Below are 17,835 nucleotides of genomic sequence, written 5' to 3'. Positions count from 1 at the left end.
CGTACTTCTCCTTTTTTTCAGCAATTTGAGCATTAATCAAGTTGCTTTTTGTAAATCTTCTGCCAGCGCTTCATATACGACGTTAAGGCATACTGTTGCTCAATCGTTGCTCTGGCTTGTTGGCTGCTTTTGATTCGTTCTTCCTTGTTAGCTAACAGACTGCTCAACGTCTCGATCATTGCTTGAATATCACCGGCAGCTACTAGGTAGCCGTTTTCACCCGATTGGATCAACTCTGGGATTCCCCCAACCTTCGTCGTTACATTGGGGATACCTGCCGCCATGGTTTCTAAGATCGCCATCGGCAAGCCTTCGTGATAAGAAGGGAGAAAATGGACGGCTGCCTTACGAAAAACAGCTGGTAACGCATCGGTTGCTACCCACTCATTTAAGAACACATTGGTGAGAGCCTCTTCTTGGAGCTGTTGGGCAACCTGTTGATTTTCTTGATCGCCAAATAACATAAAGCGAATCTCGGGAAAGGAAACAGCCATTGCTTTTGCAACTGCCAACAGATCAAAACTGCCTTTTCTTTGCCCGATCCTGCCAAGAGTGATGATCCATTTTGCGGTGGGGTCATAAAAGGATTCCTCCGGCACCGCTACGGCATTTGGCAAGACCTCGATTGAGGTATCGGTAATCGTTTGGTAAAATGCTGACCAGCTACTACTTAGCACTACGAGCTGATCCACCCGAGCTAAGGTAAAACGGACCCACCACTTTGCCCATGAAGGACTGTTTTGATAAAACTGGTCAAATTGCGAAGCATGCATATGAAAAATCGTCTTGCAATGTTTTGGTGCTAGCAACAACAGCAAACTCTTGCGATAGAAACTGCCCTTTTGCGCAACGTGGAAATGAAGGATCTGGCACCTTTCTTTTTTGATGTGCCGACGAAACGTAAGAAACGCTTTGATCTGCGTCCAATATTTTCCTTTTTCCGACCAAGTCTTATGGACGACGAAACGCACGTCCTCTGGCGCTTTTGCTTTTTGGAAATTATAAATGACCGTTGCGATCCCCCCTTTTGCTGCTGGATCTGGACCGATAAGTAAGATATTCATGCTTTGTTGATTTTCCTTTCTTGTACAAATCTAGTTACCTGCTTTAGTTCCTTGCGATAAAGAACAACGACGAAGAGCATCAGCAGCAAAACGAGGCTCTTTTCCAGCCAAAGAGTCCGATTGAATGCCGTAAACAGCGCAAAGCAATACAGCATGATCGAAAGGCTGATTTGGCGTTTGACTGAGAACCCCTGCCAATAGGTCATCGAAAAATATGTACGGGCAAAAAAGAAGACCAAGTACCCTAATGCCGTAGCACAAGCCGCTCCTGTGGCGCCAATTGTCGGTACGAGTAGGAGATGACCAAGGGATGCGGCTAAGACCGCCAGCAAAGAGGCAGCAATATTCAAATGACTTTTCTTATAAAAAACGATCCCGAGATTGGTCGTTTCACTGATCGTCATCATCAAGGGATAAAAACATAACAAGGGAAACAAGTACTGGGCCTCTAAGTAGTCTTGCGACAATAAGATGACGATCGTTTCTTTGAAAAAGACCATCAGTAAAAAGAAAATCGACAAGACGAACATGATAAAGTGACTGACTCGTTCGTAATAAATCAATGGTTTGCCTTTTTTGAACCATTCATAGGAGGTGGGAATCCAAAAATTGGCAAAACTAACTTGTAGAATCATCAAGGCACTTGCCACTTTGAATGCAGCCGTGTAGATGCCCAAAGCGGCAAAATCAGCAAAATAGCGCAGCATCATTTTGTCGATAATCATTAACAGGCTATAGAGGAACGTTCCCACCACCGTCGGCAAGCCAAAACGACTCAGCTTTTTGATCAGGTTGCGATCGATTTGGCGAATGAGCGGCATAAAAAGCGCCAGGTTTGCCAGAATCAACAGACAATCACCGATAATCTGACCGAAGAGCATGCCATAGACCACCGTAATAAACGTCGGCGGACCAAAAAAGAGAAACAGCAACGTGATGAACAAGACCATGAATTTCACCAAAATACTGTAAACGGAGAACTGGATCGCTTTGTTTTGCATTCGAACCGTTAACAAAAGAAACCGTTCAAAAATCAGCAGTCCCGACGAAAGAGCAAATAAATAAATCGCACGGGTGTACTGTGGAGATTCAAATAAAAGCTGCGAAAAATCTGCCGCAAAAACCACTAGGATCAGCTGAAAGAAAAATGAACCGAGCAACGGGACGAGCATCGCTTGTTGCAATAACTCGCGTTTGTTTTCGTGGTCATGGTATTCCCTCGTAAAGGCTTGGTCGAAGCCGAGATAGATCACGTATATCAAAAAGGTCTGTGCAAGGAAAAACATACTGGTCTTCCCATATTCTTCGGGTGTCAAAAAGCTGGTCGTTACGGGCAAAAGCACCAAGTTTAAGACCGCCGAACCTAACGAACCGAGGGAGAAAAAGCCCAGCCTCAAAAGTAATTTTTTCAATCAGTTGTTCACTCTTTCTCTGTTAAAATAATGCCTCCACAAATCAATCCTAAAAAGGTGGAAGACAATGCCGAATACAAAACATGCCCGGCAAAAAAACTATAAAAAAGCACCACGATCAAGGCAAAACTATAAACCGATCGTTTTCGTGGCTGAAAGGCCAAATAGACAAAATAGGCGAGCATTAGCAGCAATAACGCTATTCCCAGTAGGCCTTGCCCGAAAAGGGTGTCGAAGAAGTCCATTTCAATTAAGCCAAGACGACCAAAGTGTGCCAAACGGTATTCAAAGCCTTGGCCAAAGATCATGGTAAAGTGTCGGGCCTCATCATTTAAGAAGGCGTTCATCCCACCAATCAAAAAATCACTTCTTGAACTAGAAAATAGCCGGATCAAGTCCCCGTCGAAAAGATGATAAAAATACACCATGCGAAGATAGGTTCCTTCGACGGCTTGGATCAGCAATGGTAGTCCTTGAATAAGCAGCCAAGCAATCGTAATAAAACTCATAAACCAGATAAACAATTGTTGCAGAAATGCTTTACGTTCAATGCCTAGCACCAATCGGATTAAAAGATAGAACAACACACCGACACCATAAAACACGCCGGTTTTCGTACCGACCAAGACCAAACAGACGAAATTCCCAGCGAATAAACTAGCCAAAAACAGTGAAAACTTATGGGTCTGTTCTTTGATCGAAACAATTAGTGCCTGGACTGTAAAGGTGATTGAAACAATAAAGGCAAAGCTCGTATCATTATTGGCAAAGAAATAGCCTTTATACCCAGCATCAGAATTGTCATAAGTTTGGTAGCCTAGCCCTAAAAAATAAGGAATCAGTAGCCCCAAGGTGAAGCAGACACTGATAACAATAAATAAGCTGTCGTAGTGCAGTTTGGAGAAGTCGTTTTTTCGTTGATAGACATAATAAGGAATCAGTACCCATAAGAGGTATTTGATATACACCGATAGATCCTCGATCACCCACTGCCAGCTGTACCCTAGAAAAAGTGCTTGTAACAGAAAAATCGTAAGCGTCACAGCGATAAACCCATACGTTAAATATGTATAGTAGCTATGGGGAATCTTTTCTGTCACGATCATAATCACTAAGAACAAAAAGAACAGCAAACGGTAGAACACGCCAATGGGAAAAGGAATGCCCAGACTTAGAAATAAGCCGTTTAAGACGTCGATTATCGGAAAAATGGCCACAATCCCCAGGAAGAAGCGGTGATGGCTTTGCTGTTTTGATTTCATGCGTTTCTTCTTTTTTCTCCCCACACATACTGTAAAAAGCGTAAATTTCCTATGATATAGCGATCAAACATCCTGACTGGCTCTTGCGCAAAGCGATAAAACCATTCCAAACCTGCCCGCTGCATCCACAAAGGCGCTCGTTTGGTTTTGCCTGCGACGATATCAAAGCTGCCGCCAACGCCCATCGCAAATGGCACTTGCAACACTTCGCTGAATGTATCGAGCCAAATCTCTTTTTGCGGGCTAGAAAAAGCGACAAACAGCAAGTCTGGTTGCGTCCGTGCAATCTCTTTTGCCACGTCCAATGATTCGACTTCGGAAAAATAGCCATGGTGAAAACCCGCTATGTTCAGGTCGGGATAGAGCTGTTGGTCATGTTTGACGACGGCTTCTACGACTTCGGCAGTTGCTCCTAAGTAATAAGGACGCCAGCCTTTTTCTGCTGCCAATTTGACCAGCTCGCGAAAAAGATCGATGCCTGTTACCCTTTCTGGTACCGGGCACCCTAAATATTTCGCTGCCCAGACAATCGACTGCCCATCAGCCGTGATCAAAGCTGCCCGATTGACGATCGATCGCAACGAGGGATCTTTTCGCATCAAGTTTATTTTTCCCGCGTTAATTGAAACATGCTGTGCGGGCATCCCCTGTTCGATCATTGCCTCGATCTTAGTAATGGTTTCCTGAAAGTTTAAGGAATCGAGATTGCTGCCTAAAAGTGATACACGTACTTGTTGCTCCATTAGAATGCTCCTTTGGGTAAGAAAACAACGCCAATCGTTTTCATAATAATTCTCAAGTCCAATAACCAGCTCAGGTTATTGATGTAATAGAGATCCAATGCGACCATCTCTTGAAAGCTCAATTCGTTTCGTCCACTGACTTGCCACAACCCTGTGCACCCGGGTGTGACACACAATCGTTGCTTGTCTTTTTCTGAATAACTGACGACTTCTCTTTCTAAAGGAGGACGGGGGCCGACCAGTGCCATCTCCCCTTTCAAGACATTGATCAATTGGGGCAATTCATCAAGACTCGTTTTTCTTAAAAAACGGCCTAAGCGCGTCACTCGCGGATCTTTCTTCAGCTTGAACATGGCCCCTTCAATTTCGTTTTTATCAAGGTATTGCCCTAATAATTGATCGGCATCAGGCACCATCGTTCGAAATTTGTACATCACAAAAGTAGTTTCATTTTTTCCAACACGGACTTGTCTATATATTACTGGTGCCTTCCAATCAGACAACTTAATCACTATAAAAAGTGTCAACAACACTGGGCTAAGAATAACTAATAAAATTAAACTAAAAAAATACTCTAAAATACGTTTAACTTGCATATAATTTTTAATCTGAAAAAATCTTTTATTACGTGTTGCGGATTTCTCCATCAATTTTCTCCTTAATAATAGTAATTTTCGGCCGTATCCGTGCCATTCACTACGACACCTAAGATGTTTGCGTTGACTAGGCGCAGTTTTTTGACCGCATTTTTTGCGGATTGTTTGGTCGTTTTATCCGCATGAACAACTAAAAGTATACCGTCGACTTTCTTGGCTAAGATCAAGGCATCAGAAACGACATTGACTGGTGGCGTATCAATAATGATCACATCGTATAGTTGTTTGACCTCTTGCAAAGCTGCAGTCATTTTCGAAGAATCGAACAAATCATTGGGATTTGGAACGATGGATCCGCTAGTAATGATTGAAAATTCGCAATCTTCTGAAATTACTTGTTGGACACAGCTTTCGATCGAGATGTCCCGTCGGATATAGTTGGACAAGCCCACGTGCATTTCTTGTGAAAACAAATAATGTTGGGTGGGTTTACGCAGATCCGCATCGATCAATAAGGTTCGGTTCCCTTTTTGGGCATAGGCGACCGCCAAATTTGCCGAGACCGTGGATTTTCCCGTACCGCTTTCTCCTGAAGTAATCAAAATCGTTTGAGCATCTTGTTGTTGGCATAAATAGTCGACATTTTCGCGAATCAACTTGACTTGTTCGCTGATGATGGAATAATTTTCCTTCATGCTACGCATCACACACGCTTCCTTCCTCTAAAGCTTCTCGACTGGATGGTTTTAAACGAAGCAACTCGTTTTTCTTTGCTTATCTCTCCGATGACCTTTACCCCTAAGACCTCTTCGATTTCCGTATTCGAAGCAAAACTGCGCTCAAAAACCAACAGGAGGAACATATACGTAAAAGCGAAAAGAAGACTTAAAAAAGTGGTCAAACTGTACAACAAAAACTTGTTTGGACGAGCAGGCGTTTCTTGTGGCAAAACGGTTCCTTCTGCTAAGATCGTGACATTATCAATGTTCATGATTTTAGGGATCTCTTCACTAAAAACGCTGGCGGTCGTATTGGCGATTTCGGCTGCGATCTTCGGACTTTGATGGTAAGCGTTGATTTCGATGATCTGTGAGTTGGTGGCATTGGTAACACTCAAAATCTCCGACAATTCAGACACATCGTAGCTTCCCTCTAGCGCCTCACTGACTTCATTTAAGATGCGAGGGCTCATGATGATGGTGCTATAGGTACTGACGAGTTGAAGGTCTGCCTGAATCGTCTGGTTTTCCAGACGATTGCCAGCTATCGTTTCTGACTGACTAATCAGCAACTGTGCACTTTTTTGATAAATGGGTTCAGCAAACAGGGTTAGATAAAGCAACATCGCTAGTAAGGGAATACTAATGATCATGAGGATCCAGCCTATTCGTTGCTGAAGGACTTGCTTCAATTTTTTCATATTTATTTCTTTATTCATTGGTTTTCCCTTTCAATAACAGAAATAGCAATCAAACCATTTACTGGGCGCTTGGTAATGACCCAAGAGAATAGGCAGCCTCGAACCTCGTTTTACCTGTCACAATATTTTTCGTGTCAAAAACGATTTTTTGTTTCATCGCTTGAATGGCTGCCGGCGCTATGTCTTTAAAGGCATCATGGTCACAGAGGATCAATGCCAGATCACTGTCTGTTAGTGCTGCTTCAATTTGTGCAACATCAGAAGTGGCGACATAAGGATCATAGGTAGTGACTTGCAGAGCTTTCTTTTGTTTCAATCTTTTGGCGATCTCAACAGCCGGACTTTCTCTGGCATCGTCAATGTTGCCCTTATACGCCAACCCTAGGACCGCGATTTTGTTTCCACCATGAATCGCTAAGATCTCTTCGACTTTTTTTATAATGAATTCAGGCATCTCTGTATTGATCATCCGCCCCAATTGAATTAACTTCGCGTCATCAGGTGCTGCCGCGACAACAAAATACGGATCGACTGCTAAGCAATGACCGCCGACACCAGGTCCCGGTTGATGGATATTGACCCGTGGATGCTGATTGGCTAACTCAATCACTTGGAGTGCATCAATGTTTAGGCGATCCCCAATTTGGACCAATTCATTGGCTAGTGCAATGTTCAAGTCGCGATAGGTGTTTTCCATCAATTTCGATAGCTCAGCGATACTTGCAGAAGTCTCCAGCACGTTTCCTTTGACGAAGGACTGATAAATGCGTTTGCCTTGTTGGGTGCAAGCGCTCGTCATGCCACCAATGATTCGATTGTTCATCACCAGCTCTTCAAAAATTTTCCCTGGTAAAACTCGCTCTGGGCAATGCAACAAATAGAGTTCTTCTCCAATGGTATAGCCTGCTTTTTCAAAAAATGGTCCAACGATGTCCTCCATCGTGCGAGGTTGAATGGTCGATTCAACAATGACTGTATTGCCTTGTTCAAGATAGGGTAGGATAGCAGCCATCGCCGCCTTGACGTAGGACAAGTCGCAACTACCAAATTGATCAGCGAGGTTTGGCGTTGGTACGGCAATGATAAAGGCATCCGCTTTTTCTGGTACCAATTGTGCCTTGAATGTCTTTTTCGCTAAAGCTTGTGCTAGATAGCGATCAATGTCGGGTTCTTCGATTGGTGCCTGACCAGCTTGAAGTGATTGAACGACTGTTTCTGACACATCAACCCCAACGACTTCAATCCCATGGTTTGCAAAAGTAAGTGCTGTGGGTAGCCCGATATACCCCAATCCGATAACGTTTACCTTCATTCGCTCTTAACATCCCATTCTGCCAATTGTTCTTCTCCAGGCTTATAAATCAATTTTTTCGCCACTTGCCCTTCTTCTAAAGCAAAGGAAACTTGTCCAGTGATGGTTTCACCTACAGCGATCTCATTGCCAAACATCGCCATAGTATGATCAAGTTCAAGAAGTTCCCCATCCTCGGTTTCTAGCAGGAAATCAATTGAACCTAACCCTGCGGCAACTGACCCCATATTTTCTGCTGTGATGGTAAATGTATGTAAAACTTGTTCCCCATCTTCTGTTTTCTTTTGATTGATTTCTTGTTTGTCGATGATGATCTTTAATCCACCAATGATCGATTGCGGCTCGGCATTGCTTTGGTCCGTGATTTGTTCGATCGGTTCGCTGCCTTGGGTAGTATCCGTCTTTGCTTGGTCATCCGTCGAGCAAGCCGCTAAAAAACTCCCCATAAGGGCAAGGCTAAAGAAGGTAACGATTTTTTTCTTCATGTTCATTTGCTTTCTCTCTTTCTATCAATGAAGAGACCCTTGCAACAGGCAAGGTACAAGGGTCTCTCGTAGTTTTTGTTTCTTATTCTGTGATCGAAACGGTTGCTTGTGCAATCTCTCGTGTGCTTAAGTCAGCAAAACGATGCAATGCATAGATCGTCATCTGGCTGTCTTTTGTCACGCTATTGGCTTGTTCTTGGTTCAAGTAGGCGGTAAAGGTACCATCCGCAAAACTGCTCACCCACAGGATCATGCCATCAATTTCAAGTCGAGCAAAGTTGATGTCATCTCCTGTATAGGTTCCCGTAACGATTCGATCCCCTAATTTGTAAGGGTTTGGCGTAATTGTGCCAACAAATTCTTTGTCGATAGTGACTACACTGCGATCCAATTTGGTGTCCACCGGACGGCCATTAACAACCTCCCGATGGTAAGCAACCAATTCAACTGTTTCCGCATCGCGAATCAAGTCGCGGGTCGTTTGATTGACAAAGTAAGTAAATGTCTGGCTCGTTGCGTCAAATGAACCGCCCCATGAAACCGAGCGCCCATCAACGATCAAGTTGGCGAAATTCACATCGCCTGTAAAGGTTCCGGTAATTTCACTCTCTGTCACTTTGAAGGCTGCTGGTTGAATCGTGCCTGCTGCTTTGACGATTTCTACCGGCTGCAACACCAGCTTATGATCAATCGTTTGTCCATCGACTGTTTCACGATGGTAGGTTTGCAATTCTACTTTCGCTGCTGTTCTGATCTGTTCTCTAAATTGCGCCTGAACAAAGAACTCAAAGCGACCCGTTTCTTTGTTGAAGGTACCACCCCAGTTTCCTACCGATTGTCCATCAATCACCAAGTTGGCAAAATTGATATCTCCCGTAAAGGTTCCCGTAATCATGGTATCGGTGTAACTGTATTGATCCGGTGTGATCGTCCCTTGAAGTTGATCAATCACTGTTACTTCTTTGGTTTCTAGCACTTCGATGGCTTCACTGTCACCGTTGGCTTGACGATTCAACGCTTGGATCTCAACTTTATCGCCCGCTTTGATTCCAAGATTCGCTACATAAAACGAGAAGGTGCCATCGGCATTGAAGGTACCACCCCATGCATTAGAAGGCGTGCCATTGATCACTAAACGTGCAAAATTGACATCACCCGTAAAGGTCCCTGTAATCATTGTTTCGCCAACACGATATTGATCCGGTGTGATCGAACCAGCCAAATCTCTAGTTAATTCAACGGTTGTCCGATCAAGTACTTTGCCATATTGATCCAAGGCTTCGATTTCTACGACATCATCTACGGATTGGATGCGATTGCCGATAAAGAATTCAAACGAACCATCAGCAAAATTCCCACCACGAACGGATGATCCATTTACATACACACGGGCAGATACAACATCACCGGTATACGACCCTCTCAGGAACTGATCGGCCGAAGAAACATTGTAGCTTGCTGGTGTAATCGTGCCTTCGGTGTTTGCTGGATCAGTGACAACGATCGTTGAAGCAATATTTGATTGCAATCCATCGATGCTTGCTTGAGCAGTAATAATTGTTCCCGCTGCTTGTTGATCAATTTCTACTTCAAAATTGCCATCACTGTCAACAGTGACATTTTTCGTTTCAGAATCGCCTATAGTAATTTCCACATGTGCATCTGGTTCGGCTGTTCCGCTAACGGTAGTGGATGTAGTTGTCACCTCATTCAATGTTGTTTCGGCGATCGTTGCTCGCTCAACCATGGTTTCTGCAATATTTGATGAAATGCCATTTAAGGTTGCTTGGGCGGTGACTACGGTACCAGCTTGTTGTTTCTCAATCGTCAATGCATAGATACCATCACTACCCACTCGTCCATTCGCAATGATCGTGTCACCGGCTTTGATCGTAATCTCAGCATTCGGCTCAGCCGTTCCCGTCACACTTGTGGAGTCAGTATTAAGCTCGGAAATCGTTGTTTCATCAATTCCTTCTCTAATAACAGTTGTTTCGGCAATATTTGATTCGATATTTCCTAGTCTTGCTTGAGCAGTAACTATGGTGCCTGCTTGTTGTTTTTCAATCGTTACGCTATACTTACCATCGCTTCCTACACGTCCACTTGCTATGATCGTATCGCCTGCTTTGATCGTAATCTCAGCGTTCGGCTCAGCGGTTCCCGTCACACTTGTTGAATCAGTAGTTAGTTCAGAAATTGTTGTTTCAGATATTGAACTTCTTTCAACGGTTGTTTGGGCAATATTTGAAGAAATACCATTCAAAGTTGCTTGGGCGGTGACTACGGTGCCATCTTCTTGAGGTGGAATGGTAATTTCATATTGACCATTATTATTGGCAGCTCCTGAACCAATTTCTGTATCACCAACTTTAATTGATAAAGTTGAATTAGGTTCGGCAGTACCACTTACTAAAATAGAACTAGTTGTTAGTGGATTTATTGTTGTCTCCATAATCTCTTGTTTAGGAAGAACTCTAATTGTTCTCGTAACAGTGGAAGTACGATTGTGAATATCTGTTACAGAATACGTCAAACTATAATTGCCAACCTTATTAACATCTACCTGGCCCGATACTCTGATTTGATTTGTAATGATTTCACCTCTGAAATCTGTGGCTGCTACACCTTCCAGGGGGTCAAAGGTAGCGCCTTGAGGGATTTCCCGCGTAGTAGCCCCAGTTATTCTAGGTAAAGGAGTATTTACGTTAGACACTGGAACCGTGTATCTAGTAGAATCTATTCTTAAACTTAGAATACAATGTAAGGACAATTCAAATATATCTCCTGCCCAAACTTCATTATTTCCGAAGTAAAAGTCAGCATATCCGATTTGACTGATAACGCCACCACTCCGACGTAAAGATGTGGAACCTCTTGCGATAACGCGACCATTTCTGATTTGTTGATAAGCTACAGAGTCTCCAACACGATGATTGCTAGTCATTGCCCTTAAGTTTCCATGACTATAACTAACAGACCGAAAGTTGTTAGTTATCAAATTTGCAGGACTGACTTCCTCAAAACTAGGACCTAATATATCATTTTGATCTTCATTTACCTTAGGATTTGCGTTATTAAATTTTTCTGTTTCAAAAGATGAATCACTGGTTAATGATTCCTGATTACCGGAAGATTCTCCATCTATATCATTAGCTAAGACAGATATCGGTAATGCCGATAGTGTTAATTGACTGATCATAAAAAAAACTATTGATTTCTTTTTGAATATTTTACTCATATCTAACCTCTCTTTAATAATTTATTGTCCAATTGTCAAATTAAGTTGTTCTTCATCCCCTTCCCCTATTTTTTTCTCAATATTCTTCATTTAAGAGAACAGCTAAAAGATGTTATTTTAAGTTTAAGTTATTGTTCTATCAATGAAGATTTTTGAAAAGATAAAATGGTCGTTTAGACAATTATTACTGTATCATCGTTTTGAAAAATCGCTAAATCAATATTTTCATTATTATGTGAAAAATTCTGAGAATAAGCATTATATAAGTGTTTATCTGCAACATAATTTATAAATTTAAATAAAAATTGATTATACATATAGTGGGGGGTAGAATGATTTAAAGAGTATTTCTGGGTATTTTTTTAGAACAGGACTTTATTTGTTCTTTCATAAAAAAGGATCAAAAACTTAAAAAGTTTCTGACTCCAGATTGAGCTCGTTTTAAATTTGTAAATTGATTGTTATCCAAGCTGTATTTTCAATTTCAATTTTGTAAACACTAACTCATACATAAACTCCTTTTAGTGTTCATGTATGAAACTTAAGTTATAGTAAAGACTATTAAGGACGTTATTTTCGTTTTCTGATTATACCCAAATAACTCTTTAAAATAACTTTTATATAATCGGTTTGCGATTTCAATGTTCTTTTGTAAAAATCAAGATCATAGAATAATCCTTTCTTTAGAAGAGTCGCATAGTCTTTGAATGCTGCTTCATAGTCCCCTTACTTTAGTGTCTGAACCGTTTCATGAGTTACTGACGACAACCCCTATGAAATAGACAAAATTATTTTTGAACGCCACTCCTTCGGGCTCAAATTGATTCGTTAAGTCATTTTGATTTCCCCAGACAACAGAGGATGCCCCTGCCCCTTTCCCTTTTTCTGCTTTCATGACTGATTGCGCAGCACCATTAGGCAACAACGTTAGTCCAGCTGTATGGGCCGTTGGTGCATTTTCTTGGTTACTTCCTTCGTAACGAATAGCCGAATCAACTAGCGTAATTTGAGAACCGATCAGAATCTTGTTCTGTGAGTTTGACTCAAACTCACTCAAACTCACCTTTAGATTCCAACCTTCATTATTCCCCCTTAGATCCTGGACTTGCGCAAATGATACGTAAGGAACGTGGGTTGGCCCATCTGTCACTGGATTTGTTAATTTTGCCATTTTTGTGATCATATGATAAGTTTGATCTTGGTTTGAGATGACTTGTGATCCAAAGTTCATTGTGGTAGCTTTCATGATGGATAATGGCCTGTTGTTCCGGGTACTTCTGGTTCAATCTCGACATCTGGCCCGCCTTCGTCAGGGGGCGACTGGTGGAATGACCACTAACCCACCATCTTCCTATGGGCGATAGGAAGCGAATTTTTTTCCAATCGAAATAGCTTTTACTGACAAATAATTCACTTAAGAAAACCACTAGCGATATCGAAAAAATTAAGTTCTATATTAACTCCGTTGACCTTGCAATGAATGGGTTACCAAAGAATTCAATTTGTCTAACACGCGGATCCAATCTAGTCGATCTGGAACTTGTTTCATCAAGACATAATCTGTAGTCAATCTATATTCTGATACATATGGACTGTAATTTGTGACTAATAAATCGATTTGATTCCCGTTCAGTTGTTCTTCATTCAGTTCCCTGATTTTTAAGTACCGAATATGGTGGTGGTACCCTAAAAGCTGTTGTGCTTGTGCTCTGATATACTGGGTGATAAAGTAATCTCCTTCCAAAAGAAAACAGATCGTTCTTGCCGGGGCATAGTAGCGAAACAAGATATGACTATATAACGTTAGACTGTTTGCAATATCCTCTGAATAAGATGGTGTCAATCCGAGCGTTTTTCGGTGATCCTCCAGAAATTGGCGGCACTGTTTCAATTCATTTGGGTAATGCACAAGCACGGATTCTTTTTCTTCTTCCATCAGCTTATTTAATACTGGACTGATTTGGTCATTGATCTTTCGGGTTAAAAAAAATGAATTAAAGAAGGGAATCAGTTGTTTTTGTTGTTCTTTGTCTATGCTGCGGCTAGTTAAAAATGTTGTTGTAACAGTGCTCAGTTGAGGCCAGTGGTTGAAACGCTGATAAAAAGTCTGTTCCTGCTTGGTATTATGCAATGTACGTCGAATAATCACTTGATAATACACCCAACAAAATTCTTCTTTTGATAAACGGACCCCGTATCGCTTTTCGATTGGTTCTTGCAAGGTAAACAACAAGCGAAAATCCTGTTCTTGATAGTCGATGCTCGTTAATGTTTCTGGCAAAGTAATCAAAAATCCCTGACGACTTCGTTCTATCGCTATATAAAGTAGGTAGTAAAATGCTGTTACGGTACACCCCGTCCCTATCTCATATTCTCCCAGATGTTCAGATAGCTCTTCTATGAGTAACTCATGCAATTCCTTGGGTGGGTGCAAAGTGTGGGAGGTCGGGGCCCCTTCGTAGTAAAAGTCAAAAAAAAACTTGCGAATACTTTCCTCATTGCCAATGATCATGACCGGTGTGAATGTGAGTGTTAATTCGTAGTCCCTCAGTGCTTTTTGTGCCAAGGACAAAAAGCGTCGCAAAGTGTTCTCCGAATAATTATAGTATTCCGCTAAAGCAGCGATTGTTTCATGCTCACCATAGAATATATTCCCCATAATCTCAAATAAGATTTCCTCTGATAATAGTGCTTGCTTTTGTTCCTGATACAATAAGCGGTCGGTCTCTTCAAAGGTATAGCGGTTGTTCTGGTACGTAAATCGGGCACTGTATTCAAAATGTTTTTTCAAATACCCAATGTCTGCAATCAAGGTGCGTTGGGAAACTTCCAATCGCTCCGAAATATTGGTGATGGTAAAAGTCTGTTCCCTTTCGATTATATTCAAAACACGCAACCAACGCGCCGTGACAGCATTACAGATAAATTTCAACTGAAGTTCGCGCATCCATGGTCCTCCTTCTATATGATCGGTTAAGCGTAAGATAAACCGAAATTTTCAAATATATTAAATGGTTTATGCATCATTAGGAAACATTAAATTGCAAATAGTACATCAACTCCTTGCTCAAGTTCTAACTGCGATTCAAATTAACTCTGTGGCTGAAAGATCTTCTTCTTGAAGTGTTTCTGCTAAAAGGACCAGCTTCGCATCGATACATAAGATCTTTGAAATCTTTCCCCACTAGACAGTTGGGTAAAGGACTTTCAACAAAGCATCCAATTGATTAAATAAACTATACATGTAGTCGAAAATTCCGGGGGCTGCTGTTCTATAAGGGACTTTATTTAATGGAGGTTACTAATGTCGGTCCTAATTCTTTCGCACAGACTAAATTGTGGTTGTACATTACCTTTTAGCAGCTGGTCAATCAATAGGAATAATTGCTAGCCAGAGAATGAGCCGTATGCCGCGCTATGGCGCCTACTTTTCAGGAACCGCGCTTAACTCCCAAACAAGCGTCGCGGAATAGATCGTAGATTCTGGGGTTGAGCCTTTTGGCACAGTCAACGATATACTTTCCCCCTGCGTATCGGCATCACCGAAGCGATAGATCCATGTGCCTGTACCATCATTCCCCGTCGCTTTGAGAAGCGTTCGCCTATTGCCAGGAATGAGGAGTATACAAGGAACAGATTGAAGTTCTGGTGCCGTTCCACCTTGAGCGGTAATGATTTGTTGATTCAATAAACTTAAACTAGCCCCAAAAAGCTCCTGTTCTTCTTCCCCTCTAAATTGTTCTTTTTGGGTAACGGCTAGTTGCCAGCCATGGCGCTCATTTTCAGGACGTCGATCACTGATCTGTATATAGTTTGGGCGTTCTTCGGTTTCATTAAGAGTCCCATCTCCGTTCAATAAGCGTTGTGGTTCCCCAAAATAGATCTGTTCGTTAACCGAAATGGCTTGTGTACCAAAGCTAAAGGTCGAAATGAAATCGATACTTAGTGGTCCTTGATCCTCCGGAAGGTCTGGTTTGTTTTCGGGATTCACTTCAATTTCTGGCGCTAGCGGATCGGCAGGATTTACGGGGACTGTAGTTTTAGGCTCTTCAACATAAACAGCTTGAATTACCACATCCGAGTTACCCATGACAAACACCGTCGTTTCTGCTGTAATGTTTTTTATATTTGCACCATCCCCATCAATGATTTCCCATACCTCAAAGCGATACCCTTCATTTGGTTTCGCATGAATCACCGTCTCTTCTTGTGAAATCAAAGATTTCTTCTCAGCAATGGGAGATCCTCCTGTGGAAGGATTAGTTTGAAAGGACAACTGATGTATTCTTTCATATATATAATTCACAGTGATCTGCTCTCTTGTAAAAATACCGTTGGCATTGGATGGTACTTCTGACAATGACCAATACTCAAGTTCTTTTGCTTGTGTAGAATATAGTTCTCCGACGGTTCCTGTCAATACTTCAGAAGGGGCTAACGTATTTCCCTTAGTATCGGTATACGTAGCTTTGACTGTACCGGTTTGAATAGGTGGGACAAACTCTGCATCGGTTCCATTGAAGATAAGCGCATTGTACCAATTTTCATTGAACAATTGTGTATACCGCTCTTCAAAATCTCCTTGGTCTGAACTACTACTGAGCACTTGCGCCCCATTAACTCCAGTAAGCGTGACGTTTACTTTAGACCAAGAAGATCTAGGAGTGATAGAATGCCCCATAGTTCCCATAGTCATACGATTGACGTCGTTAATTATAATTCTACTTGAAGCAGTCGATGTGATGGGTTTTTGCCCTCCCCCCCCTGTTCCTATAAGGGATCTTTCTGAGGGATTATTTATAATTAAGGTTCCGTTACGTACCAAAAATATACTGGAGTTACTTGATGAAATAAGATGAAAATCATCATTAAGAACAATATTTTGAGCTTCAATAACCGTAGAATTTACCAAACCAAAACCGGGTGAGGATATCTTACTTGCTTCAACTACACCCGAACCCAAATGTCTAATATGTCCAAGATGTAGGCTACCCCCAAATAGCGCAATATTCTGCACTGTTAACTTATTATTCCCATCCATGACCAAGTTATTATTAGAACTACTGAAATCCAATCTCCACTGTCTAGCATTTTGAATGACTATGGATGAATTTCGCGCATTTAAATTACTACCTAAAAGTGATCCGGAGTAGGTGATTGAGTTCGTCATGATTATGATACTTGTTCTAGAATTGTTCCAAGCACTTCGAAATTGAGACCAATTATTAACATTGCTAGTAGATCTTGTTTCTGGATCAAGGGTCTCTTCATAAATACGTAGCTCTTCTTCTGCAATGATCGAAGCAGGGATGGATATATTTTCTTCCTTTGCTACTTCAGGTTGCAAAACTTCTGGGATTTCCTCGACTAATCTTTCTAGCTCAGATTCTTCCAAATAGTCTTTTTCAAAGATTGGCTGTTCGAGTGTTTCAGGTTCATCTTTTACCTCCAAATAAAAATGATCGGCATCATGACCCACTGTGAGAAAATAGCTGCCTGATTGTTCAAACAAAACAGCAAGTTCAAATGTGGTCTGAGGTATAGGTGTTTTCATTAGCCAATATTCACCATGTGAGTGATGAATATGTTCATCTTTGGAAAACTCAGAATTTAAGATTTGTCCATATTCAGGAACTCTCACCACTACGTCAGTTGTTGCTATAGTGCTCGTGAATTTTATGAGTACTGGTTGATTGGTAGTTGTTCGAAAAGTTTTTGCAACAAATGAAAATTCTTGGGACATCTCAGGCATTTCTTGTGACAAATGACGCTCTTCTTCAGGACAGAAAAAATCAAGATTGTTTATTTTGAATTTTTCCACGTCTGTGTCATTGACTGCCTCTTTAGTAGTCGCAAATACATAACTAGTAGACAATTGAGCGATTGGAAAAAAAGTAAATATGAAAAAAATAGTTAGAACTTTAAATGATAATCCTTTCATGTGTTCAATCCTTCCTGACTTCGTAGATATCCTTTACTTTTATTGATGGATCGCGTATTTGTTGAAAAACTCTTTGAGAATTCTGAATCTAGATTCGCGTTATTTTTCAAACCTATTTCTGAAAAGCTATTCCTGTTTCGTTCCTTTCTTTTTTCAAAGAATGTTTAGAAAAACAGATCAAGCAAAAGGAAAATTTATACAATGCCAACGGTCATTTACCAAATAAAATTTTTTGTTTATTCTCTATCCTTACTATACTCCTTGATACTATGGGATTGGTGTATGTAGTAGGTGGTTTCACTTGTATTTTGATCGATTTGCTATTGGCATTTTGTAGTTTCAATGATAAGGTTTCTGTT

General features: G+C 41.3%; 12 protein-coding genes and 2 pseudogenes. All 14 read right to left on the bottom strand.

Annotated elements, in window-relative coordinates; genetic code table 11:
* Positions 1-32: 32 nt before the first annotated feature.
* Positions 33-1,064, bottom strand: a complete 1,032-nt coding sequence (locus tag IGK85_RS17105; protein ID WP_429972393.1) for a glycosyltransferase family 4 protein — start codon at positions 1,062-1,064, stop codon at positions 33-35.
* Positions 1,061-2,476, bottom strand: a complete 1,416-nt coding sequence (locus tag IGK85_RS17100) for a lipopolysaccharide biosynthesis protein (protein WP_061053766.1) — start codon at positions 2,474-2,476, stop codon at positions 1,061-1,063. The genes IGK85_RS17105 and IGK85_RS17100 overlap by 4 nt, the downstream gene beginning before the upstream one ends.
* Positions 2,477-2,484: 8 nt before the next feature.
* Entirely contained in the window at positions 2,485-3,738 is a 1,254-nt protein-coding gene (locus IGK85_RS17095; RefSeq protein WP_008377986.1) for an O-antigen ligase family protein, read from the bottom strand.
* Complete coding sequence (locus IGK85_RS17090) at positions 3,735-4,481, bottom strand: WecB/TagA/CpsF family glycosyltransferase (protein ID WP_008377984.1); 747 nt, start codon at positions 4,479-4,481, stop codon at positions 3,735-3,737. Before IGK85_RS17090 ends, IGK85_RS17095 begins: the two co-directional genes overlap by 4 nt.
* Positions 4,481-5,128 (bottom strand): sugar transferase, encoded by a 648-nt coding sequence (locus IGK85_RS17085; RefSeq protein ID WP_429972392.1) that lies wholly within the window; start codon positions 5,126-5,128, stop codon positions 4,481-4,483. The genes IGK85_RS17090 and IGK85_RS17085 overlap by 1 nt, the downstream gene beginning before the upstream one ends.
* Positions 5,129-5,139: 11 nt before the next feature.
* A complete protein-coding gene (locus IGK85_RS17080; RefSeq protein WP_429972391.1) occupies positions 5,140-5,781 on the bottom strand; it encodes a CpsD/CapB family tyrosine-protein kinase in 642 nt (213 codons plus the stop codon).
* Positions 5,781-6,515 (bottom strand): YveK family protein, encoded by a 735-nt coding sequence (locus IGK85_RS17075; RefSeq protein WP_429972389.1) that lies wholly within the window; start codon positions 6,513-6,515, stop codon positions 5,781-5,783. The genes IGK85_RS17080 and IGK85_RS17075 overlap by 1 nt, the downstream gene beginning before the upstream one ends.
* A 40-nt stretch (positions 6,516-6,555) precedes the next feature.
* A complete protein-coding gene (locus IGK85_RS17070) occupies positions 6,556-7,809 on the bottom strand; it encodes a nucleotide sugar dehydrogenase (RefSeq protein WP_429972388.1) in 1,254 nt (417 codons plus the stop codon).
* Positions 7,806-8,300 (bottom strand): DUF4352 domain-containing protein, encoded by a 495-nt coding sequence (locus IGK85_RS17065; protein WP_074932533.1) that lies wholly within the window; start codon positions 8,298-8,300, stop codon positions 7,806-7,808. Before IGK85_RS17065 ends, IGK85_RS17070 begins: the two co-directional genes overlap by 4 nt.
* Before the next feature lie 76 nt (positions 8,301-8,376).
* On the bottom strand, positions 8,377-10,749 hold the full coding sequence (locus tag IGK85_RS17060) for an immunoglobulin-like domain-containing protein (protein WP_429972407.1): 2,373 nt from the start codon (positions 10,747-10,749) through the stop codon (positions 8,377-8,379).
* A gap of 30 nt (positions 10,750-10,779) precedes the next feature.
* A pseudogene (locus IGK85_RS17055) lies at positions 10,780-11,241 on the bottom strand (immunoglobulin-like domain-containing protein); the annotation flags it as partial.
* Between the two features lie 1,075 nt (positions 11,242-12,316).
* Positions 12,317-12,886: pseudogene (locus IGK85_RS17050) on the bottom strand (WxL domain-containing protein); the annotation flags it as partial.
* Positions 12,887-12,991: 105 nt separating this feature from the next.
* Positions 12,992-14,482, bottom strand: coding sequence for a helix-turn-helix domain-containing protein (locus IGK85_RS17045; RefSeq protein WP_429972387.1), 1,491 nt, complete (start codon positions 14,480-14,482; stop codon positions 12,992-12,994).
* 477 nt (positions 14,483-14,959) lie between these two features.
* Positions 14,960-17,476 (bottom strand): WxL domain-containing protein, encoded by a 2,517-nt coding sequence (locus tag IGK85_RS17040; RefSeq protein ID WP_429972385.1) that lies wholly within the window; start codon positions 17,474-17,476, stop codon positions 14,960-14,962.
* Between the last annotated feature and the right edge of the window lie 359 nt (positions 17,477-17,835).

The sequence above is a fragment of the Enterococcus sp. AZ015 genome (genome assembly GCF_050499225.1).
Lineage (GTDB): Bacteria > Bacillota > Bacilli > Lactobacillales > Enterococcaceae > Enterococcus_D > Enterococcus_D entomosocium.
Note: the sequence above shows the minus strand (reverse complement) of the source record. Positions and strands in the feature narration are given on the sequence as shown.